Raw genomic sequence first — 22,332 nt, 5'->3', positions numbered from 1 at the left:
CCATACTGATTAAATCAACTAATGATTTTTACTTAAAGCCTTAAACTCTCTAATGCTGGTTTAAGTTCTGGATAATGAAAACGATAATTATGTTTTAAAAGTTTATCAGGGATCACGAATTGTCCATGAAGTAATAAATCAGACATTTCGCCCATCATTAGCTTTAAAACCCAAGCAGGCATTCTTAGCATTGCTGGTCTTGAAATAACGGAACCCAAGGTTTGACTAAACTCATTATTATCAACAGGGTTAGGCGATGTTGCATTGATAGGGCCACAGATGTCTTGATGAGACAGTACAAATAAAATGAGCTGGATCATATCATCTATATGTATCCAAGACATGCCTTGCTTACCATGACCTATAGGGCCGCCAAGACCAAATTTGAATGCGGGTAACATTTTATCGAGCGCACCGCCATGTTTTGATAACACCACACCAGTTCTGATTAGACACACGCGCGTTTTATCTGATTCAGCTTTGGTTGCTGCGTGCTCCCAATCTCGGCATAGTACGTGGCTAAACTCGGGGTATATGTCATTAAAGCTTTCATCTATTTTGCAATCGCCTTGTCGACCATAAAAGCCAATCGCACTGCCAGAAATAAAAGTGTGCGGTGGTGAATTGCAGCGGTTGATTTTTTTTGTGATTTGTTGGGTCAGCTTAATACGACTGTCTAATAATTCTCGTTTTTGTGAATCACTCCAGCGCTTATTAACAATAGGCTCACCTGCTAGATTAATGATTGCGTCTACCTGTTCAAAATCGACCTCGTCTAATGACTTAACAGCCACAACTTGGTGAGTAAGCAAGACGGCTGCTTGGATAGGGTTACGAGTAAGAACCGTCACTTTATGATGGTTCAAAAGAAATGGGCACAAATGCTTGCCTATAAGACCTGTTCCACCCGTTAATAATATATGCATTGTGACACCTTAGAAGACAGTTGGTCTATTTTTTATACATAGTGATGATGATATTTGCAAACTATACGTAAAAAGTAGCTGAATCGATTAGTTTTTCATTCAAGCTTGACCATGAATACAATATGAGGCGTTGTGGCTTAATTTTGCGCTATACATTGCTTTATCTGCTAGGTTGATTAACGTTTTCCAATCGTCACTATGATCAGGAGCGAGAGCAACACCAATACTTAAATCGATGTCAAAAGTATGTTGTTCTATTTCAAAACAGACTTCAAAACTCTTTAATAAATGATTAAGCATAGGTTCTATATATTCAATCTTTGAGATGTTTTCTACGATGATGATAAATTCATCTCCACCATAACGGTAGATGGCGTCATCGGCTCGAAAAGTAGAGCTGATACGTTTTGCTGTTTCAATTAACACCTTGTCACCAATACTATGACCATAATTATCGTTTAACTGTTTGAATTTATTTATATCAATAAAAATTAGTGCCAGTTTGTTGTCTACTGAACAAGTATTAATGGCCTGGCGTAAATGGGGTTCTAGGTCTGAGCGGTTAAGAGCACCTGTTAAATGGTCGTGTTTTGCTTGAAAATTTAATCTTTTAGTTCGTTTATGGATGATATTGCTCATACGTTGAAATCGTTTAAGGAGGTGACCTATTTCATCATGCCTGTAAACAATACTTACGTTAGGTTTATCTCCTTTCTCTAATTGTTCAGTAATATGCAGTAATTGCTTTAACGGAATGAAGAGTTTTTTATTAATAAAAACTGCTGAAAAAACGCATAATAAAATAAGCAGTGGAATTTGAATTGAAATTAGATACGTTAACAACAAACTGTGTTGTTGAAAATCTGACATCTCTATATCTAACTTTTCACGTTGTATATTTTGAAATTCAGAAATTAATTTGCGAATTTGCTCCATGTACTCTTTCCCTTCGTTGCTTTGTACAACCTCCATTGCTGCTTGGATTGCAGAGGGACTGTTTTGCATCACTAAATTAATAGTTAAATCTAACTCGTCAAATTTTTTATTTATTAAAACATCAAGTTGAGATAGTTTTTCTTGCTGCTCTCGCTGATGTATTGTAATTTTAGTCAGGGTTAAAAAGTGTGTTTTTGCTTTTTTTATACCGTCGTAGTAGGGCGTTAAATAAGATGTATTTTGTGTAAGAAGATAACCACGCTGGCCTGTTTCTGCATGAACTATTTGGGTGTAAAGTTTTTCTGATTCGTCAATTATTTCGTGTGTATGATCAACTGCCTCGTGCTTTTGCCTGCCTTCTTTATCTAAAAGCATAACTAAAACAGTGTTAGTGGTAACCAATAAAAGCAATAGTATTAGTAAAGCTAAAAACTGGGTTCTAAGCGACATAGAAAAACCAACGACAAGAAAGTTATATTTTTTAAGTATAAAGTATTGTTTAAGATGCGGGCTTTTACCAATTTATAATAAAAACAAAGGCTACTAATAATGTTTTTGGGTTGCTAAATGTTATTATCTTAGTTCTATATTCTAAGTTTTAAAGTGTGTAATAGCTATTTTACTGGTATGCTAAAAACTTAAAAATCGCAGCTTAAAAATGACAAGGAGTGACTGTGAACTTTCTGCGCCAATTTCACGATATTGTATCGAATCAGCAAACTAATTTTGATGATAAAGTGGCGCAATTGCTGCATTTTGGCTTAGCGATATTCAATCTTGATTTTGCAATTGTGAGTCGTGTTGAAGAACAAGTATATACAGTTATTCACGTGGTTTCTCCAAACGATGCGATCCCTGTTGGGTCTCAGTTTGATGTAGCAGGAACCTATTGTTCACACACATTAGCTGCAGACAAAGCATTATCATTTAACCATGCATCTCAGAGCTACATAGCTGAACATCCTTGTTACAAAAACTTCCAATTAGAATCTTATATTGGTGCGCCTATCCACATTGGTAAAAGGGTGTTTGGTACGGTTAACTTTTCAGCGGCACAATCTACAGCACCATTCACAGAAGAGGCGCATGATTATGTTGAACTTTTTGCTCAATGGTTGGGCAATGAGTTTGCTCGTAATCTATCATCAGAAAAATTAATTAAAAAGAACTCTATGCTTGCACAAGTTGAAGAGGTGGCAAAAATTGGCTCTTGGGAGCTAGATTTAATCACCAATCATCTTTACTGGAGTAAGCAAACTAAAGTTATTCATGAAGTCCCTGAAGATTTCAAGCCCGATCTCGAGAATGCAATTCAATTTTACAAACAAGGCGAAAGCCGCCAAGCCATTGAAAAAGTTGTCAAAGAAGCTATTGAGCAAGGTAAAGATTGGAATATTGAAATTGAATTGATAACAGCTAAAGGTAATCCTATATGGGTATCAACAGTCGGAAAAGCTGAATTTAAAGAGGGGGCGTGTGTTCGGATAATTGGTACTTTTCAAGATATTACTAAGTCGGTACTGCTACGTGAAGAGCTTAAAAAACAAAAAGCTGATGCAGAACGTACACTTGAAGATAGAAGCATTTTGCTTGCCAAAATAAGCCATGAACTTCGTACTCCGCTCAATGGTATTACAGGCATGTTAACGACTTTGTTGTATGAAAAATCAGAGCAAAAGCGTGAAGAGAAACTCAAAATAGCGTTGCGTAGTGCAGATATTTTGCTGAATATTATTAATGAAGTGTTGGATTTTTCAAAAATTAATCACGGCGAACTTAAGCTTGAACCTAGTCACTTCTTATTGAAAACCATTTTTGTTGATATTGTTTCTTTGTATTCTCCTTTGTATCAACAAAGTAACCTTAGCTTTGATGCGACGATTGATATCAGTGATGAGTGTTGGACCTTCAGTGACAATACTCGCATTACACAAATAGTCTCGAACTTGTTGAGTAATGCACTTAAGTTTACTGAGCAAGGTGAGGTAACGTTAACTGCCAGTGCTAAAGAGCTCAATGATAAAGTGTTTCTGTCTTTTAAGGTCACTGATTCAGGGATTGGCATGACTGAGCACTTTATGAAATCGCTATTTTCACCCTTTACACAAGAGATAAGTAAAGATCGAAAAAAGGGCGGTACAGGTCTTGGCCTAGCAATAGTTAAAGAGCTAATTGATTATATGGGCGGCACAGTTGAGGTGAACAGCGAACATAGAAAAGGCAGTTGTTTTGAAATTAAACTCCCTCTAGAAAAAGGTCAACCTCAAAGCCATCAACAACAAGATGTAAGTAATATTGATTTTACAACTCTTCCTCTCGCTATTTTGGTCGTTGATGATAATCAGATTAATCGGTTAGTCTTGAAAGCACATTTAGAAAAATTAGGCTTAACTGCAGACTTTGCATGTGATGGCGTCGATGCGATCAATAAATGCAAACAAAATAACTACAATTTGATATTTATGGATTGCGTAATGCCTGAACTTGACGGTTTAGAAGCAACACGTTATCTGAGAGCTAATGGTATTTGTCCTGAAAATAAAACGTTTATTATTGCATTAACTGCGAATACTTCTGCAGATGATAAAGCCGCCTGTAAAAAAGCGGGGATGGATTTGTTTGTATCAAAGCCTGTTAAAAATACGGCAATTGAACAATCCATTATTGCAGCAAAAGGACATTTAGCGCTTTAAACATAAGGTTTAAAGCAATTTTATACTTATATCCCTAACCCTAACAATACATTGCGATTGCCTAAGTTTAGGCTATCTTCAAATTTAACCTATACTTAATGTATATAAAAATTTGGGGTAATGTAATGAATCATGCTCAAAATCGTCGGCGCTTTTTGAAAACTCTTAGCGTAGGTGCTGCGGTATCAACGTTGGCGTTTAAAGCCCCCTATGTTTTTGCTAAAAAGCAAATTACTCTGCGCGTTATGGGGACGCATGTCACATTACAAGAAGAGCTCAGACAACGCGCAATGCGTGAGTTAGGCATTAATGTTGAGTTTACCCCAATGGGCAGTGCTGCTGTACTACAAAAAGCAGCTGCAAACCCAAATTCATTCGATCTCTATGAGCAATGGTCTGATTCAATCAACATACTATGGCAAGCAGGTGCAATACAGCCATTAGATATTGATAGATTAAACTATTGGCAAGAAATTAACCCTTTGACTAAAACAGGCAAGATTACACCTGAAGCAAGCATAGGAGCCGGAGATTCACCTAACAAGTTACTTTATGTTCAAGCCGATGGCTCCTTGGGAACTACACCTACAAAGCAAATTAGTTTTATGCCTTATGTCCATAATGTTGATTCATTTGGCTACAACACTAATTTTATAGAACAAGGTATTCCTTATGAAACAGAGTCATGGGCTTGGTTACTTGATGAAAAAAACAAAGGTAAAGTGGCTTTAGTGAATGCTCCCACTATTGGAATCTTTGATGCAGCTTTAGCAGCTCAAGGCAAAGGACTGATGCGTTTCAACGATATTGGCAATATGAGTATTTCTGAAATAGATCAGCTATTTGCAATTCTACTCGAGAAAAAAAGGCAAGGTCATTTCGCTGGCTTTTGGACGTCTGTTCCGCAGTCTGTAGATTTCATGAAAATGAAACGGGTCAATATTCAAAGTATGTTTTCTCCAGGTGTAAGTGCATGTAAAGGACAGGGGATACCTGTTGTTTATGCTTCTCCCAAAGAAGGGTACCGTGCATGGCATGGGGTTATGTGCTTATCTTCAAATACACAAGGGCATGTAAAAGATGCGGCATATGAGTATATGAATTGGTGGTTATCTGGCTATCCTGGAGCATTTATTGCGCGCCAAGGTTATTATATTTCTAACCCCGAGCGCAGTCAGCCGCTTATGTCAAAGCCGGAATGGGATTATTGGTATGAAGGAAAAGCTGCATCAATAGACCTGCAAGGTACAGATGGAAAAGTGTCGGTTAAAGCGGGTCAGATGCGAGATGGTGGCAGTTATATAAAGCGTTTTTCGAATATTGCCGTTTGGAATACAGTAATGCCTAATTATGATTACAGCTTAGATAAGTGGTATGAGCTATTAAACTCATAGGGAATTAAATTGATTAATATCATTTCTAAGTCACTGGCAGCTAAAGTATTACTTGCATTAATGCTGGTGATATTAGTCATGGGAATAAGCTTTGTTGTGATGAACAAGCGCCTCAAAACAATTGAAGTGTCTTTCAATGATATTAGCCGAATAAGCAATTATGCAGTAAGCATCTTAAGCATAAACAAAGATATTGTTGAAATGCAAAGAGATATCTCTGTCTATGGCTCGTCTGGAAGTGAAGCTGTTTTTAGTAAAATCATAGAGAATTTCGACAGTGTAAAAAGCCGTTTAGATGAAGTTAACTTGAAATCAGATGAGAGTGATAGCCAAGTATATTTAGACTCTATGTCTGAGTTAATCGGCAGATATAATGATAATTTAGGTGTGCTCACGAAGCGATATGAAATTAGAGCAGAGCTCATCGAAGTTGAACTTCCGAGCATTTATTTTGAGGCCGTTACTCATCTTGAAAACCTAAAGAAGCTAGCTGTTTCTAATGAACAAATGTTGATCATCGCGGAAAGCCTCAATATGTGGCATGTGCTACATCGTGATGCCTATCAATTTTTAACTAAAAAAGACTATACAAAACGAACTGCCGTTAATAATGCTTTGCAAGTGTTATCTGGGCTTAATAATGATCTAGCTATGACACAACAAGATGATGTTCAGAGTGAAATTATAAGAACAGCGACATTAGCGAGCACTTATCAGAACGCTTTTTCAAAAGCTATTCAAGCCAATCGCAACTACTTTAGTTTGGTAAATGTTGTAATGGCGGGGGATGCAATCGAGTTTAGTACACTAGCAAATAAGTTAAGAGAGAATTCTTTAGCCCATTTAAATCAGATCAAAAAAGACGCGGAAATCACAGTTTCTAAAACCGAAAAAATATTAAAAGCACTGGCGGCTGTCGTGTTTATTTATGTGTTAGCGCTTGCCGCTTTTTTTCATCTACAAATATCTCAAGCCATCAAGAGGCTCACTGTCAGTTTTCAACGCTTTTTAGAAGGAGATTTATCGGCACCAATCCATGATTTAAATCGTAAAGATGAAATTGGAGTTCTTGCAAGCGCAGCAGATAGCTTTCGTATTTTAAGTCGTGATCTTTCTGAAGCAAAAAAAGTTGCAGAGCACACGACAAAAGTAAAATCAGAGTTTCTCGCCAATATGAGTCATGAAATAAGAACTCCTATGAATGGTATTTTAGGAATGGCTCGACAATTGAATAGAACAACACTCACTACAGAACAGGCAAAGATGCTTGCTATTATTCAGTCTTCTGGTTCGAGTTTATTAGTGATTATTAATGATATTTTGGATTTAAGTAAAATAGAGGCTTCTAAAATTGAGCTAGAATCTCAACCAATTAAGTTAAGCAGTATGTTAGATGAACTCCAGCATCTATTTTTAGAACAAGCACATAGCAAGAATATTCAATTTAATATTGAAACAAGCCCTGATGGCAAAGAGGCCATCTTCTTAGGAGATGAAACGCGTTTGAAACAAGTACTAATTAATTTACTTGGTAACGCAATTAAATTTACAGAGCGGGGTAATGTGACGTTGAGTGTTGAAATTGCTCAACGTAATGATGAATTTAGCTTAACGTTTAACGTAATAGATACTGGGATTGGTATTGTAAAAGAGCACATGAGTAATTTATTTGAAGCCTTTTCACAAGCTGATGCCTCAATTACACGTCGCTTTGGTGGTACAGGGTTAGGTTTGGCTATTTCGAGTAAGTTACTCAATTTGATGGGCACAACTTTACATGTTGAAAGTGAAGCTGGTGTTGGTTCACGTTTTTATTTTCAGATGGTAGCAAAACAGAGCTTTAAGCATGCTGATATAAAAGAGGTAACGCTGATGAAATTTCCAGATGAGTCTTTTGATTTCTCAAGACTAAATGTTCTGATTGTTGAAGACAATGAAATCAATCAGGTCGTTATCGAAGCGATGCTAAATGAATTTAATATTAGCTCAATAAAAATAGCAAATGATGGCGAGCAAGCCATATTACAATGTGAGAAACAGTTATTTGATATTATTTTCATGGACATGCAAATGCCTGTTTTAGATGGCCCACAGGCAACAATAAAAATACGCGAGAAAGAAGCCTTTAAATCAACACCTATCATTGCGTTGACAGCTAATGTATTAATTGCAGATAAGCAGCGTTGTTTTGATGCTGGGATGAATGATTTCATTGCTAAACCAATAAAGTATGAATCTCTAAAAGAGGTATTGTTAAAGTGGTGCACACCAGCAGATGACAGCCAAGAGGAGCATTATACCTGCTCAAAGTGAGCCTATGTGTATACAGTAAAATACGAATGTATTGTTTTCGATTTGTTTGTGCTTTTATATAAATTAAGTTGCAGAGTACAACAGCAATAATCCCAAGCTAATCATTTCAACTCGTATAAAAAGTCCGTATAATCCACGCCGAACTTTTTACTATGAAACATGGCTTAGCAAAGCCTGTATGAGCAGAGCAAATGAATCAAACTGATACTAGAAAAGAAACTCTTGAATTTAATAAACTTCAAAAGCGTCTAAGAAGGCATGTTGGTAACGCGATTACTGATTACAACATGATTGAAGACGGTGATGTTGTTATGGCGTGTATCAGTGGTGGTAAAGATTCTTTTGCGATGCTAGATATTTTGCTTAATTTACAAAAAGCAGCGCCAATTAAATTTGAAGTGATTGCGGTAAACCTTGATCAGAAGCAGCCAGGCTTTCCAGAGCATATCTTGCCTGATTATTTTGAAACGCTAAATATCCCGTATTACATCGTTGATAAAGATACCTACTCAGTAGTAAAGGAAAAAGTACCAGAAGGTAAGACGACGTGTGGTCTTTGTTCACGACTTCGTCGCGGCACACTTTATTCATTCGCAGAAAAAATTGGCGCGACAAAACTAGCACTTGGTCATCACATGGATGATATTGTTGAGACAATGTTCTTAAATATGTTCCATGGTTCACGATTAAAAGCAATGCCACCAAAATTACGCTCTGATGATGAACGTAACGTAGTCATTCGTCCGTTGTCATATTGCCGTGAGAAAGATTTAATTAAATACGCAGAGCATAAAGATTTCCCGATTATTCCTTGTAACTTGTGTGGCTCACAAGAAAACCTTCAGCGTCAATCAATTAAAGCTATGCTAACAGAGTGGGATAAGAAAACTCCTGGTCGTGTTGAGAGTATCTTTAAGTCTTTACAGAATGTTAGCCCAAGTCAGCTTGCAGACAGAAACTTATTTGATTTTGAAAACTTACCACTTGATAGAGAAGGTAATCGTGAAAGCTATGACTTTAGCGAGGCGGTAGTCTCTTCGACAAACATTGATGAATCATTATTTATTGATGTAACAAACATATAATTCCAATCCGCAATAATACTTAAGCGAATTGGTATAAAAAAAGCCCCGAAATGGGGCTTTTTTAATGCATTTTAAAAATGTTATTTAGCAAGAGGGCTGACGTAGCCGTCTGGTTTTAACGCTAATACATCACAATCAAGACTATCAATGACATGCTCTGCAGTGTTACCGACAAGCGCCGCGCTTAACCCGGTGCGACCGACAGTACCAATCACTACTAATTCGCTGTTTAACCGTGCAGCAACATCAGGAATGACATCTTCTGGTAAGCCTTCTTCAATGTGGCAATGAGCTTTATCAATATTAAACCCTTCAGCTAACGAAAGCGTTGATTCAAAGTGATGTTTCTTAACTGATTCGTTATAAACACCCGGGTTAAACTCAGGAATTTCAATAGCAATGTTAACCGGAGTTGCAGGGTATGCATTCACAAGGTTAAGAGTGGCATTCGCTAAATCACAAATGAAGCGAGCATCATTAATAATACGTTTGTTAAGTTCAAGGTGTTGTTCATTTTCACTTACCGCGTTCACTGCTGCAAGAATATTACCTTGTGCTGGCCACTCTTTTTCTTTAACAAGTAAAACTGGAGCAGGGCACTTGCGAATTAGGTGCCAGTCAGTTGGCGTGAAGATAACTGATTTAAGCGTATCGTGTTGATGGGTACCTTTTACGACTAAATCATAGCCATCATTAATAACAGTATTAATGATTGCCTCGTAAGGACGATTATGCCAAACAACACAGCTATCAATGGTAAGCTCAGGATAAAGTGCAATTTGCTCGTCTAGCCATGCTTGGCGATCTTTGATTACTGCCTCACGCATCGCTTCACGCTCATCAGCAGAAAGCATCGTGGTCATTTCGTAAGAGAAGTCGTAGATACTGAGGAAAGCGGTGATGGTCGCGCCAGATTTTTTGGCTAGATCAATTGAGCGGCTTAAACTGTGTTGCTGCTCTTTGGTTGGGTCTATAACTGCTAAAATTCGTTTAATTGCGTCCATGTGCTGCTCCTTAACTGTTCCGCAAAAAGTAGTACTTTGAGTGTAACCTAAATTTAGAACAGTTAAAGGGGCAAACAATAGAAAGTTGCTTTAAATCAAACTCTACTTACATTTAATCGCTGCTGTTGTTGCAAGTGCTTGCTGGTCCAAAATGGTGATAAATTTACCTTCAACCTTAATAAAACCAGCTTTCTGGAAGCGGCTTAAAAGGCGGCTAATTGTTTCAACAGTAAGGCCTAAATAGTTACCGATCTCGCCACGTGTCATGGTTAAACGGAATTCTTTACGCGAAAAACCGCGCTCACCGAAACGTTCTGCAAGATTATAGATAAAACTCGCTAGGCGCTCTTCAGCTGACTTTTTATTGAGTAACAATAACATTTCTTGGTCATAGTTAATTTCATTACTCATTAAACGCATAATTTGTTGGCGTAGCTTTGGTAATTTACCTGCTAAATCATCGAGGGTATCGAATGGAATTTCACATACCATTGAGGTTTCAAGTGCTTGCGAGAAGCTTTGATGAGCCATTTTGTTAATTGCATCGAAACCGACTAAATCACCAGCTAAATGAAAACCAGTAATTTGCTCATCGCCTTGCTCAGATAACGTGTAAGATTTAAACGAACCTGAGCGTACCGCATATATCGCATTTAAGCTTTCACCAGACTCAAATAAAAAGTCACCTTTGTGCAGTGGTTTTTTGCGCTCGATGATTTCATCAAGACGATCCATTTCTTGACCGTTTAATGAAAATGGCAAACATAGCTGGCTAATACTGCAATTATTACAGCTAATTGTGCATAAGCCTTTTGACTTGTTTTGTGAGAAGTCCATACATCAAATCCATTCAAATAAGTTAACAACGCGTAAGATTAATGAACTAGCTTATCGGTTGCTATAATTAATAAGTATATACCGTACCATATTATTACGCTGCCTAGAATAACCCTAGTCCAAAAATGGTTGAAAATAGCGTTTATTTTTTGACTGACTAGACCTACGCTTATCATCGCAGGAAAGGTTCCTAACGCGAAAAATAACATTACTCCAGCCCCATGTAGTGCTGATGGACTGGTGAGAGCCCAAGTCAGTGCTGAATAAACTAATCCGCAGGGCAACCAACCCCATAAAGCGCCATAGAGTAGGGCTTTAGGTGTTGTATCGACCGGTAATAAATAACGATTGAGCTTAGCTAAATGCTGCCATACTAGGGTTTTTCCTAGTTTTTCTAACCACTGTAGGGTCGCCGCTAAGCGCATAATATAAACCCCAACAAGGAGCATAAAAATGCCACTTAAAAACGATAATGCTATAGAAATAGTGGTATTTTGCGCTGCAAAACGGCTGCTAATTCCAGCGACTAAGGCACCAGCAAGCATGTAACTAAGCGCACGTCCCAGATTATAAGCAACAGAAAAACTGACTGCGCGGTTTTTGTTAGCAGCAAGTTGTAAACTACTGGCAATGCCACCACACATAGCTAGACAGTGACCACTGCCTAGCAAACCCATTACAAATGCACTAATAAACAGCGGATCAATCATTACTTTTGTTGTGCTGCTCTTTATCGTCTTCGAACAGGATACTGTGGCCCTGTTTGTTTAAATCAGAAAATTGTTCGCTTTTTACAGCCCAAAAGAACACCCCAATAGCAATTAGCACAAATAATATAGCAATCGGGATAAGCATGTAGATGATACTCATAGTTTTAATAACCTTAATGAGTTGGTAATAACCAAAATGGAGCTTGCAGACATACCGATGACGGCCATCCAAGGAGCAACAAGCCCAAGGGCTGCCAGTGGTAAAATCGAACCATTGTAAATAAGTGATAGTGCCAAGTTTTGCTTAACAATACGGCGTGTCTTTTTCGACACAGTTAGCAAATGCTCGATGGCAGTTAGATCACTATTGAGTAATACCACATCAGCACTGTTTTTGGAAATATCAGCGCCTGTTTCCATTGCAATAGATAAATGGGCACTGGCAAATACTGGGCTATCATTGACTCCATCACCCACCATGGCAACAATGGCGCCTTTGTTTGCGAGTGCTTCAACATGAGTTTGTTTGTCGCGAGGGCTACATGCTGCGTGCACGGTATCTAAATTTAACTGTTTTGCGATTCGCTCACCACTGTTTGATGCATCACCCGTTAACATGTGACACTTTATTTGTTGAGAGTGCAGCTCTGTGATTAGTTTTTCTGCGTTGTTACGTAAGCTATCGGCGAGATAAAAGCGCGCAACTACTTGTTTATCGACATACAAGGTTGCTTGTGCATCTGCTTTTTCGGTATCAAACCAGCCGCTTTTACCTATCGCTAGGTGCTGTTTATTAAGCTCTGCTGTAATACCTTTCCCCGGTTCGATTGTGACATTTTCGATAGGGTTAACCGTGTCGTTGTAAGTTGCAAACGCATTGGCAATTGGGTGTTCCGAGAAGCTTTCAAGTTGCGCTGCTAATCGTAATGCATCAGCTTCACTATAATGGCTGCTGACCATTTCAACACGCTCAATAGTGAAACGACCCTGCGTTAAAGTACCTGTTTTATCGAAGGCGATATCTGTTAATTGTGGTAGCGTTTCTAACACATGGGCTTGTTTAATTAAAATGCCACGCTTTGTAAGGCTGGCTACGGCACAGGTTAGTGCAGTTGGAATCGCTAAACTAAGGGCGCAAGGGCAGGTTGCAACAAGCACCGAAATAGTAACCCAAAAAGCATGCTCAGGGTCTATTTGATACCAGCCAATCGCTGTAATGGAGGCAAACAGTAATAAACACGCAACAAACCACTGCGCGACTTTATCTGTTATCTCAACTAATCGAGGGCGTTTTGTTAATGCTGTGTGTTGTAACTTAATAATTTGATTAAGCAGCGTATTTTGGCCGATTTTATTGATCTCAATACTGATCACGCCATCGTGGTTAATAGTACCAGCGTAAACCTGATGGCTGATAAATTTATTAACTGGCTGATGCTCGCCTGTCATCATGGCTTCATCAACAGTTGTTTTACCTTTGATCACAACACCATCAGCAGGAATGGTTTCGCCTGCTTTAATTAAAACAACATCGCCTAATTTAAGCTTTTTAGCAGCAATAATTGATTCTTGATTATCGCTATTGATAATTCGTGCAGTTAAAGGCAAAAGTTTTTGTAAGTTAGCAGTAAATTCACTGGCTTTTAAACGGGCTCTAAATTCTAAATATTTACCCAGTAATAATAAGAAGGTAAACATACAGATAGATTCAAAATAAACTTCGCCAACCGACATTAATGTGGCATAGCAGCTCGCACCATAAGCACCAAAAATCGCTAAAGATACGGGTAAGTCCATATTGAGCTGTTTGGCTTTTAAACCATTAATTGCATTGGTTAAGAACGGTAGGGCGCTGTATAAAATAACCGGTGAAGCAAGAACTAAACTTATCCAGCGGAAATACTGTTCAAAGTTTTCTTCCATGCCCGAGAACATGCCAAAATACATGGCAAAAGCGAACATCATTACTTGCATAGTCATCAGACCTGCAACACCTAATCGGCGGATATAGGCTTTAGCGGCTTGTTGTTTTTGACTCGCTTCAAGGTCTGCCTGAAACGGGTAAGCTTTATAGCCGATTTCGTGTAATGAAGTGATAATTTGGCTAAGTGGAGTAACCGATTTATCCCATTGGATCATCGCACGATTAGTCGATGTATTTACATCCACACGCTTAATTGCTTTTAAATTGAGTAATTGTTTCTCGATTAACCAAGCACAGGCAGCACAGGTGATACCTTCGACGGTAAGAAGCACTTCTGATAAGTCATTTGTGGCTGAAATAAACTCATCTTGTATATCTTCGTTATCGTAGCTCTTAATTAACTCAAGCTGCTCTGGAACAAGTTGTTCTACTTTACCAGAGCGCACAGTTCTAAACTTATAGTAATCGGTCATGCCTTGGGCGACGATATTCTCAGCAACCGTTTGGCAACCAATACAACACATAGGTTGTGCCTTACCGTCTATTTCGACAGTCGCATTAAAGCCTTTTGGCACACTTTCAAGACAATGAAAGCAATTATCGGACATTTGAGTTTACTACTTATATTCAGGGCTAATCGAAATTGTTTTATCAGTAGGAAGAGTAATGTCTTCTTTTAGCTTCCAACTATTATCGATAGGTTCAATAAACACTGTGTATGCACCGTCAACGTGAGTGTCGAGTAGGGCTGTAAAGTCACCATGAGCGTTTTTCATTAAACTAACATTGAAGTCGTTGGCTTTAATGGTGCGATGATAAAATGACATTTTTAAAGAGTGAACTTGGCTTGCATCACCTTTAGTAAACTTAAAGCTAACTTTATCATTAGTTACGTCTAAATCACCATGCAGATATAGTGCTTTGGCTTTATTGAATTTACTGAGTTCAAGGTTAATTGCTTTGCCTTTTTTATAGTAGTCATCAACAACCATATCAGGGCCATTGCCAATAGCCATATAAATTAGACCAAAACAGCCGATAATTGCAGCAAGCGGGAAGGAGATTAAAAACCATGGCCAAAAGTTTTTATACCAAGGAGTCGGTTTCATAGTACTTATACCTTAAAAAATGTTGTACGCATTTTATCGGATCTAAAAGCAAAAGACTAAAAAAAAGCCTCCAGATGGAGGCTTTTTTGATCTTAATTAATCTATTGAATTAAAAGATTAATTGTTTATACATTTTATTAACGACGTGGTTATTTATCTTGCGATAAGCTGTAAACGTACGCTGTTAGTAGGTGTACTTTATCTTCACCTAGAATGTCCTTCCATGCTGGCATTACACCGGCACGGCCATTTCTAAGTGTTTCTTCAACAGCACGTTTAGAGCCACCATACAACCAGATGTTATCAGTAAGGTTAGGTGCACCAAATGGTAAGTTATGTGCAACTGAACCTTTACCGTCAGCACCGTGACACGCTGCACACATTGCGAACTTCGCAGCACCTGCTTCGGCATCTTTTTGGTTTACAGTACGGCCAGATAAGCTTAGTACGTGAGCAGTCATTTCTTTAATGCCTTGCTCACCAAGTGCATCACCCCAAGGTGGCATCGCAGCAACACGACCATAAAGAAGTGTTTCTTTGATTTTGTCTGGTGTACCACCATATAACCAATCTTTATCAGTTAGGTTAGGGAAGCCTAAACCACCACGTGCATCTGAACCATGACACTGAGCACAGTTTTGAGAGAATAAACGTTGACCAATCTCAAGCGCTTTTTCGTCTTTTACAAGTGCTTCAATATCTTGCTTCGCGTATGACTCAAAGATTGGGCCAAAACGCTCATCTGCTGCAATAAACTCTTGGTCTAATTGAACGTTCTCACCATTAGCTAATGCTTGTTCAGTTGCTTCTTTAGACTCAGCTAGAGAAGTAATACCTTGGTTAGAACTTGTCCATTTACCTAAACCTTCCCAATTACCTAAACCTGGGTAAGCTGCAAGGTAATAAACAGACCATACAAATGTCGCGAAGAACATATAAGTCCACCATTTTGGTAGTGGGTTGTTTAGTTCTTCAATGCCATCAAATTCGTGACCACAGCTTTCGCCTTCTTTAACACCTGTGTAGTTTTTCAAGTTCCACAGAAGTAGGCCGAAGATGATAGCAAGACACGCAAGGGTTAATACAATAACCCATATACTCCAAAAGCTAGTCATTTCTCAGACTCCTTTTCCTCGTTAGAGATTGTGTTGTTGTGTTTTTTTTCATCTTCAAATATGGCATTAGCAGCGTTATCAAATCGACTTTTGCTACGCTTGCTGTATGCCCATACAACAATCACAATAAACAGTACTAAAATTACCAGAGTTAAAATGCCTCTGTATGTTCCGTAATCCATAATAATTACTTCAAGTGTGTGCCAAGCTGTTGTAAGTAAGCGATAAGAGCTTGCATTTCAGTCGCGCCTTTACCATCGTTCATGGCTTCAATTTTCGCAATGTCAGCTTTTAACTCTTCGTCGCTACCATAACCTTTACCGTCGTAACGGTCGCTTGATTTATCAATTCCGAAGCTATCACGGAATATTTGAAGCTTTTTAAGAGTATGGGTTGTATCGACTCTGTTTTCATCTAACCAAGGAAACGCTGGCATGTTTGACTCAGGAACCACAGCACGTGGGTCCATTAAGTGAGCATGGTGCCAATCGTCTGAGTAACGCTCACCAACACGAGCTAGGTCAGGACCAGTACGCTTAGAACCCCATTGGAATGGGTGATCCCATACTGACTCACCAGCTACAGAGTAATGACCATAACGCTCAACCTCGTCACGGAAAGGACGAATCATTTGTGAGTGACAGTTGTAACAACCTTCACGTACATAGATATCGCGGCCTTCCATTTCTAACGCTGTAAGAGGGCGCAAGCCATCAACAGGTTTAGTCGTATCGTCTTGGAACATAAGTGGTGTAATCTCTACCAATGCACCAAAGCTGATAGCAAAAACAGTCAAGATAGCCATAAGGCCAACGTTCTTTTCGACTATTTCGTGTTTGTTTTGTGAATTATTATTGCTCATCGTGCTACTCCATTATGCTAATTGTGCGTCAGCGTCTAATTGAAGCGAATCTTTCTTCGCAGCAATAGTACGATAAACGTTGTAAGCCATAATTAGCATACCTGTTACGATGAATACACCGCCTAGGAAACGCATGATATAGAACGGATACGAAGCTTCTAATGACTGTACAAAGCTGTACATTAACGTACCGTCTGAGTTCACTGCACGCCACATTAGACCTTGCATTACACCTGAGATCCACATTGCTACGATGTATAGAACAACACCCACAGTGTGTAACCAGAAGTGCGTGTTAACTAGTTTAACACTGTACATACGGCCTTGTGAGAATAGTGCAGGGATAAGGTGATAGATAGCACCGATAGAAATCATTGCAACCCAACCTAGTGCACCTGAGTGTACGTGACCTACAGTCCAGTCAGTGTAGTGTGAAAGCGCATTAACAGACTTAATAGCCATCATTGGGCCTTCGAACGTAGACATACCGTAGAAAGATAGAGAAACAACTAAGAAACGAAGTACTGGGTCAGTACGTAGTTTATGCCATGCACCTGATAACGTCATGATACCGTTGATCATACCACCCCAAGATGGAACGAATAGGATAACTGACATAACCATACCTAAGCTTTGCGTCCAGTCTGGAAGCGCAGTGTAGTGTAGGTGGTGAGGACCTGCCCAGATATATAAAGAAACAAGTGCCCAGAAGTGAACTACCGATAAACGGTAAGAGTAAACAGGGCGACCTGCTTGTTTTGGTACGAAGTAGTACATCATACCTAAGAAACCAGCAGTTAATAAGAAACCAACAGCGTTGTGACCGTACCACCACTGAACCATTGCATCTACAGCACCTGCGTAGATAGAGTATGATTTAGTAAGTGAAACTGGAATTGCCATGCTGTTTACAATGTGTAAAACGGCAACAGTAATAATGAAACCAGCGTAGAACCAGTTCGCAACATAGATGTGCGATACTTTACGCTTGATTAGCGTACCGAAGAATACAACTGCGTATGTAACCCAAACAACGGCGATAAGAATATCGATTGGCCATTCAAGTTCTGCGTATTCTTTTGAGCTTGTGATACCTAAAGGTAAGGTGATCGCTGCAAGTACGATAACAAGTTGCCAACCCCAGAAGGTGAAGGCTGCTAGTTTATCTGAGAAAAGGCGCGTTTGACACGTACGTTGTACGACGTAATAAGACGTCGCAAAAAGAGCACTTGTACCAAATGCGAAAATTACTGCGTTCGTATGTAACGGACGTAGTCGAGAGTAAGTTAACCATGGTGTATCAAAGTTAAGTGCTGGCCAAGCTAATTGGGCAGCAATCAGAACCCCAACACTCATGCCAACGATGCCCCAAATCACTGTCATAATAGCGAATTGGCGTACAACTTTATAATTGTACTCAGTTTGTGATGCTACTGTTTGGCTCATTTTCTGGCTTCCGCTGCAATTAATGCGTTTTAGAAATGAATTACCCACTTGATAAAAGTGGGGCCTACTATTACTTCACAAGTGTGTTACCTAAAGCTAGCTAAAAGGTGTTAGCTTCAGAAAACAAACTCGAGAAACCCTTATTTTTGCGATGGAAATGATAAAATTTTTGACCTTAAAAAGATAGGTCAATTGCATAAAATTATGACATCAATCAATTTTTGATGTTTTGTTGGTTATTTTTTGTCAGTGATTGTATTTTTATTAGCTTATTCCATCGAGCATAGTTGTCTTTTATCTATGACCTGACTAGTATCCGCTTTTATTTTATACAGGCAAAGAAAGTGAGAATTAGTTTACTCCCAGTTTTCCTGATCAGTATTTTTACTGCTGCGTGTGATTACCAAAGTATAGAAGAGGGTAGCGCAAGTACAAGCTGTGAAAATAATAGCCGATGTCAATTTACTAATAATGTAGAAGTTTGGTTAAGTAATTCTAAAGTTAGCCCAGAAACCCCTTTTACAATTAACTTGAATTTGCCAGATGATGCCAAAAATCCCTCAGCTAAACTTGAAGGTGTAACTATGTATATGGGGTTCATCCCAGTTCAGTTTACTAACACTGAACAAATATGGACTGCTAATACAATGGTAGGGGCGTGTTCAGAACCCGTCATGACATGGAAGATGACCGTGACCTATCAAGACGCTAGTAACAAAACACACACGCTTTTTTATTATTTCGATTCTATCCAACCTTAATACCGCAACATTTATATGTGTATCACCAAGTAACTGTTTATTTGACTAAGTGATACACACCATCAAATTAGTTTTCATACATAACGACGCCATTTAACTAACTTATTCCAAGAAAACCACAAAGTTTTGGAACAAATCTAAAAAAACATCCTCCAATACAGCGATTAACCGACTAACTTTGTCTAATTAGTTAATTTTAGTGAATAACTATGGTTAGCAGTCTTACCAAGCTTTTACGGTTTTTATAACGATGTGTGATCAAGTTGTAAAAATTTCATTTGTAGCCTCAATACGGCCTTAGTTACACTTGATTACAAAGTTCGTGCAATTGATTTCAATCGTATTTTTTTTGGTTGTAAAGTATTGTAGAAAACTGATTTTATAGTGTTTTTTTCTGTTAACATTGATACATCGTGAAACCTTATTACCCCAATTGGAAACTAGAAATTTAGGATGTTTTTTTATTGTTCTATCATTCAGTTTTCGTTCAGTTAACTGAGCCTAAGTTGCCTGCCGCTGACTCGTGATTCGAATAATAACGAGCGCTACCTAACTAAGGTAAATTTCCAACAAGTAGGGTTTTCACATGAAAAAATCAATTCTTGGTTTAGCTGTTGTATCAGCAATCCCAATGTTCTCAAGCATGCAAGTATTAGCTGCTGAAGATGCGGCAGATTCAATCGAAAAGATTCAAGTTACAGGTTCTCGCATTAAGCGTACCGATATGGAGACGTCTAGTCCTGTAACATTAATTGGTGCAGATGACATCAAAGCAATGGGTGCATCAAGCATCGATGGCGTTTTACAAAAAATGACTGCAGCAAGCGGTGCAATGACTAACCCTGCTGTTAACAACGGTTCAGGTGGTAACGCACGTGTTGACCTACGTGGTCTTGGTGCACAACGTACTCTAGTACTAGTAAATGGTCGTCGTATGATCAACTCTGGTACTGGTGCAGCATCTACTGTTGACTTAAACACAATCCCAGTATCAATGATCAAGCAAGTTGAAGTACTAAAAGACGGCGCATCTGCTGTATACGGTACTGACGCGGTAGCGGGTGTTGTTAATATCATCTTAAAAGACGACTTCGAAGGTCTAGACATGAACCTTAACGGTGCTATCACTGGTGAAGGCGATGCAGACGAAACGTCTTTCGATATCACAATGGGTTCAAGCTTTGACCGTGGTAACGTTGTAATCGGTTTACAATACACTGACCGTGGCGATGCTTCTCAAGCAGATCGTGATTTCTCTGATTGTCCTATCGAAGAAGATTACGACAACGGTAGCTTCTACTGTGGTGGTTCTTCTTATACACCTTTCGGCCACGTTTGGGCTGAAAATGCAGACCTTCAAGGTCAAGCAGATGGTGGTTGGCATGATTTTACTGCTGCTGGTGATGCATACAACTACTCAGCAACAAGCTACCTATACACGCCAATGCGTCGTTTAAACCTTACAGGTATCGGCCACTTTGACGTAACTGATGAAACGCGTCTAGTGTCTGAATTCACTTACTCTAAGCGTTGGTCAACTCAACAAATGGCTCCACAGCCAGTATGGTTTGACTTCAAATACGATGCAGAAACTATGGGTGATTCACTTCTTTCTCATGGTGTTGCTGACGGAGAAGATATCTCTTACGGTCGTCGTATGACAGACGTAGGTCCTCGCGGTTATGAGCAAGTTGTTGACACAGTACGTGCAGTAATCGGTCTAGACGGTTCATTCGACAACGGTTGGGGCTGGGATACTTCAGTAGTATTCGGTCGTAACGATTCAGTTGACCGTGCAACAAACCTTCTAAACATGGGTTCAATCCAAGATGCAATCGGTGAAGGTGAGTTTAACCCACTAAACCAAGCTGACTGGTCTGCTGGCAACCTTGCACAGTACAACTACACTGAAAACAACTCAGGTGGTAGCCAATTATTAGTTCTTTCTGCTGGCCTTAATGGTGAAGTAATGGAACTTCCTGCTGGTTACGTTGGTTTCGCAGCGGGTATCGAGCGTCGTGAAGAAAAAGCATGGTACGTTCCAGATTCACTAACTTCACAAGGTCTTGCAAATGACCCACGTGTTGAACCAACAGGTGGTCGTTTCGACGTTAACGAAGCATACGTAGAATTTGCTGTTCCACTTCTAGCTGATGCACCATTTGCACAAATGGTTGACTTAAGCGCAGCTGTACGTGCATTTGACTACAGCACATTTGGTTCAGATGAGACTTGGAAACTAGGTTTAACTTGGCGTGTAAACGACGAACTAATGCTACGTGCTGTTCGTTCAACTGCATTCCGTGCTCCTACAGTATCTGAGCTTTACCAAGGTAAATCACCTTCATTCGAACAAGTTAACTTCCCTGGTGCACAAGACCAAGCTGAAGTAACTGTGGGTGGTAATGACCAATTAACGCCAGAGCTTGCTGATACAGTAACAGCTGGTTTCGTATACGCTCCAGAGTGGTTAGATGGTTTCTCAATGACTGTTGACTACTATGAAATCGAAATCGAAAACTCAATTTCAAGCGTAAACAACCAATACATCGTTGAGAACTGTCTTGACGCTGCTACAGGTTCATACAAAAACCAAGATACTGCACTTTGTCAGTCTTCTGCAATCAACTTCAACCAAAGCACTGGTCGTATTAGCTTCAACAACCAATTACAAAACATTGGTAACGAATCGACTAAAGGTTACGACGTAAACTTCAAGTATGCATTTGAAGCTGCAGGTCTTAACTGGCGCACAGGTCTTGATGTAACTATCCTTGATGAGTACATCGTTGATTCAGGCACAAGCACAATCGATTACACAGGTCTTGTAACTTCTGGTATCGGTAGCTACGCGAAAGTTAAGTCTAACTTCACTCTTAACGCGTCTGGCGACAACTGGGATGCACAATACCAAGCACGTATGATCGACGGCCTAGACAGCTATGCATGTCTTGCTGACGACAGCGAGTGTCTAGTACCAAGCGTTGGTACTGTTGTATACCACGACATCAGTGGTTCATACATCATGAACGACACAGTGTCATTCTCTGCAGGTGTTAACAACTTATTCGATAAGCAAGCACCTTACTACTCAGGTAACAATGACTCAAACACTGACCCGTACACATACGATGTACTAGGTCGTCGTTTCTTCGCTGGTGTGAACGTTAAGTTCTAATCTAGTTTGAAATGATTATTAAAGCCCCGTTTTACGGGG

The 22,332-nt window shown here is 39.2% G+C and carries 18 protein-coding genes; 6 read left to right on the top strand and 12 right to left on the bottom strand.

Annotated features, from left to right (window positions below; translation table 11 throughout):
* Positions 1 to 32: 32 nt before the first annotated feature.
* A complete protein-coding gene (locus ACSFVZ_RS03055) occupies positions 33 to 926 on the bottom strand; it encodes a TIGR01777 family oxidoreductase (RefSeq protein WP_435558069.1) in 894 nt (297 codons plus the stop codon).
* Between the two features lie 99 nt (positions 927 to 1,025).
* Complete coding sequence (locus ACSFVZ_RS03050; RefSeq protein WP_435558068.1) at positions 1,026 to 2,312, bottom strand: diguanylate cyclase domain-containing protein; 1,287 nt, start codon at positions 2,310 to 2,312, stop codon at positions 1,026 to 1,028.
* 224 nt (positions 2,313 to 2,536) lie between these two features.
* On the opposite strand from ACSFVZ_RS03050, the gene ACSFVZ_RS03045 reads away from it, so the two are divergent.
* The 4 genes from ACSFVZ_RS03045 (at position 2,537) to ttcA (ending at position 9,347) form a co-directional block, all read left to right on the top strand.
* Entirely contained in the window at positions 2,537 to 4,555 is a 2,019-nt protein-coding gene (locus ACSFVZ_RS03045) for a GAF domain-containing hybrid sensor histidine kinase/response regulator (protein ID WP_135924286.1), read from the top strand.
* Between the two features lie 125 nt (positions 4,556 to 4,680).
* The gene (locus tag ACSFVZ_RS03040) at positions 4,681 to 5,949 is read left to right on the top strand and encodes an ABC transporter substrate-binding protein (RefSeq protein ID WP_235382351.1); all 1,269 of its coding nucleotides are present in this window, start codon (positions 4,681 to 4,683) and stop codon (positions 5,947 to 5,949) included.
* A 9-nt stretch (positions 5,950 to 5,958) separates the two neighbouring features.
* Positions 5,959 to 8,262, top strand: coding sequence for a hybrid sensor histidine kinase/response regulator (locus ACSFVZ_RS03035; RefSeq protein WP_435558067.1), 2,304 nt, complete (start codon positions 5,959 to 5,961; stop codon positions 8,260 to 8,262).
* 191 nt (positions 8,263 to 8,453) lie between these two features.
* On the top strand, positions 8,454 to 9,347 hold the full coding sequence (ttcA, locus tag ACSFVZ_RS03030; protein WP_054561325.1) for a tRNA 2-thiocytidine(32) synthetase TtcA: 894 nt from the start codon (positions 8,454 to 8,456) through the stop codon (positions 9,345 to 9,347).
* A gap of 80 nt (positions 9,348 to 9,427) precedes the next feature.
* On the opposite strand, the gene uspE is transcribed toward ttcA, so the two are convergent.
* The 10 genes from uspE to ccoN form a co-directional block, all read right to left on the bottom strand.
* Positions 9,428 to 10,351 carry a universal stress protein UspE gene (gene uspE, locus ACSFVZ_RS03025; protein ID WP_135924289.1) on the bottom strand — a complete coding sequence of 308 codons (924 nt, stop codon included), beginning with the start codon at positions 10,349 to 10,351 and terminating at the stop codon, positions 9,428 to 9,430.
* Positions 10,352 to 10,453: 102 nt separating this feature from the next.
* Positions 10,454 to 11,188 carry an FNR family transcription factor gene (locus ACSFVZ_RS03020; RefSeq protein WP_135924290.1) on the bottom strand — a complete coding sequence of 245 codons (735 nt, stop codon included), beginning with the start codon at positions 11,186 to 11,188 and terminating at the stop codon, positions 10,454 to 10,456.
* Positions 11,189 to 11,226: 38 nt separating this feature from the next.
* Positions 11,227 to 11,898 carry a sulfite exporter TauE/SafE family protein gene (locus ACSFVZ_RS03015; RefSeq protein WP_435558066.1) on the bottom strand — a complete coding sequence of 224 codons (672 nt, stop codon included), beginning with the start codon at positions 11,896 to 11,898 and terminating at the stop codon, positions 11,227 to 11,229.
* Positions 11,891 to 12,058: a cbb3-type cytochrome oxidase assembly protein CcoS gene (gene ccoS / locus ACSFVZ_RS03010; protein ID WP_054553052.1), complete on the bottom strand. Its 168-nt coding sequence runs from the start codon at positions 12,056 to 12,058 to the stop codon at positions 11,891 to 11,893. The genes ACSFVZ_RS03015 and ccoS overlap by 8 nt, the downstream gene beginning before the upstream one ends.
* Complete coding sequence (locus ACSFVZ_RS03005; RefSeq protein WP_138558551.1) at positions 12,055 to 14,430, bottom strand: heavy metal translocating P-type ATPase; 2,376 nt, start codon at positions 14,428 to 14,430, stop codon at positions 12,055 to 12,057. The genes ccoS and ACSFVZ_RS03005 overlap by 4 nt, the downstream gene beginning before the upstream one ends.
* Positions 14,431 to 14,439: 9 nt before the next feature.
* Positions 14,440 to 14,931, bottom strand: coding sequence for a FixH family protein (locus ACSFVZ_RS03000; RefSeq protein ID WP_435558065.1), 492 nt, complete (start codon positions 14,929 to 14,931; stop codon positions 14,440 to 14,442).
* Positions 14,932 to 15,080: 149 nt separating this feature from the next.
* Positions 15,081 to 16,046, bottom strand: coding sequence for a cytochrome-c oxidase, cbb3-type subunit III (ccoP, locus tag ACSFVZ_RS02995; protein ID WP_135924294.1), 966 nt, complete (start codon positions 16,044 to 16,046; stop codon positions 15,081 to 15,083).
* Entirely contained in the window at positions 16,043 to 16,228 is a 186-nt protein-coding gene (locus ACSFVZ_RS02990) for a cbb3-type cytochrome oxidase subunit 3 (RefSeq protein ID WP_054561331.1), read from the bottom strand. The genes ccoP and ACSFVZ_RS02990 overlap by 4 nt, the downstream gene beginning before the upstream one ends.
* Positions 16,229 to 16,233: 5 nt before the next feature.
* Positions 16,234 to 16,908: a cytochrome-c oxidase, cbb3-type subunit II gene (gene ccoO / locus ACSFVZ_RS02985; RefSeq protein ID WP_135924295.1), complete on the bottom strand. Its 675-nt coding sequence runs from the start codon at positions 16,906 to 16,908 to the stop codon at positions 16,234 to 16,236.
* 12 nt (positions 16,909 to 16,920) lie between these two features.
* Complete coding sequence (gene ccoN, locus ACSFVZ_RS02980; protein ID WP_036967883.1) at positions 16,921 to 18,354, bottom strand: cytochrome-c oxidase, cbb3-type subunit I; 1,434 nt, start codon at positions 18,352 to 18,354, stop codon at positions 16,921 to 16,923.
* 344 nt (positions 18,355 to 18,698) lie between these two features.
* Here ccoN and ACSFVZ_RS02975 point away from each other — a divergent pair, with 344 nt between their 5' ends.
* Both ACSFVZ_RS02975 and ACSFVZ_RS02970 read left to right on the top strand, forming a co-directional pair.
* Positions 18,699 to 19,115, top strand: a complete 417-nt coding sequence (locus ACSFVZ_RS02975; protein ID WP_435558064.1) for a hypothetical protein — start codon at positions 18,699 to 18,701, stop codon at positions 19,113 to 19,115.
* Between the two features lie 586 nt (positions 19,116 to 19,701).
* Positions 19,702 to 22,293, top strand: a complete 2,592-nt coding sequence (locus tag ACSFVZ_RS02970) for a TonB-dependent receptor (protein ID WP_135924297.1) — start codon at positions 19,702 to 19,704, stop codon at positions 22,291 to 22,293.
* The last annotated feature ends 39 nt before the right edge of the window (positions 22,294 to 22,332 follow it).

It is taken from the genome of Pseudoalteromonas nanhaiensis, from assembly GCF_051235485.1.
GTDB classification, from domain to species: domain Bacteria; phylum Pseudomonadota; class Gammaproteobacteria; order Enterobacterales; family Alteromonadaceae; genus Pseudoalteromonas; species Pseudoalteromonas lipolytica_C.
This window is presented reverse-complemented; position numbering and strand designations above follow the sequence as displayed.

What these genes read in the sequence shown, in the direction of transcription:
- ccoP (WP_135924294.1), bottom strand. Translation starts at nt 16,046, where the DNA reads ATGACTAGCTTTTGGAGTATATGGGTTATTGTATTAACCCTTGCGTGT.
- ACSFVZ_RS03050 (WP_435558068.1), bottom strand. Translation starts at nt 2,312, where the DNA reads ATGTCGCTTAGAACCCAGTTTTTAGCTTTACTAATACTATTGCTTTTA.
- ccoO (WP_135924295.1), bottom strand. Translation starts at nt 16,908, where the DNA reads ATGAGCAATAATAATTCACAAAACAAACACGAAATAGTCGAAAAGAAC.
- ttcA (WP_054561325.1), top strand. Translation starts at nt 8,454, where the DNA reads ATGAATCAAACTGATACTAGAAAAGAAACTCTTGAATTTAATAAACTT.
- ACSFVZ_RS02970 (WP_135924297.1), top strand. Translation starts at nt 19,702, where the DNA reads ATGAAAAAATCAATTCTTGGTTTAGCTGTTGTATCAGCAATCCCAATG.
- uspE (WP_135924289.1), bottom strand. Translation starts at nt 10,351, where the DNA reads ATGGACGCAATTAAACGAATTTTAGCAGTTATAGACCCAACCAAAGAG.
- ACSFVZ_RS03000 (WP_435558065.1), bottom strand. Translation starts at nt 14,931, where the DNA reads ATGAAACCGACTCCTTGGTATAAAAACTTTTGGCCATGGTTTTTAATC.
- ACSFVZ_RS03015 (WP_435558066.1), bottom strand. Translation starts at nt 11,898, where the DNA reads ATGATTGATCCGCTGTTTATTAGTGCATTTGTAATGGGTTTGCTAGGC.
- ccoN (WP_036967883.1), bottom strand. Translation starts at nt 18,354, where the DNA reads ATGAGCCAAACAGTAGCATCACAAACTGAGTACAATTATAAAGTTGTA.
- ACSFVZ_RS03040 (WP_235382351.1), top strand. Translation starts at nt 4,681, where the DNA reads ATGAATCATGCTCAAAATCGTCGGCGCTTTTTGAAAACTCTTAGCGTA.
- ACSFVZ_RS02990 (WP_054561331.1), bottom strand. Translation starts at nt 16,228, where the DNA reads ATGGATTACGGAACATACAGAGGCATTTTAACTCTGGTAATTTTAGTA.
- ACSFVZ_RS03005 (WP_138558551.1), bottom strand. Translation starts at nt 14,430, where the DNA reads ATGTCCGATAATTGCTTTCATTGTCTTGAAAGTGTGCCAAAAGGCTTT.
- ccoS (WP_054553052.1), bottom strand. Translation starts at nt 12,058, where the DNA reads ATGAGTATCATCTACATGCTTATCCCGATTGCTATATTATTTGTGCTA.
- ACSFVZ_RS03020 (WP_135924290.1), bottom strand. Translation starts at nt 11,188, where the DNA reads ATGGACTTCTCACAAAACAAGTCAAAAGGCTTATGCACAATTAGCTGT.
- ACSFVZ_RS03055 (WP_435558069.1), bottom strand. Translation starts at nt 926, where the DNA reads ATGCATATATTATTAACGGGTGGAACAGGTCTTATAGGCAAGCATTTG.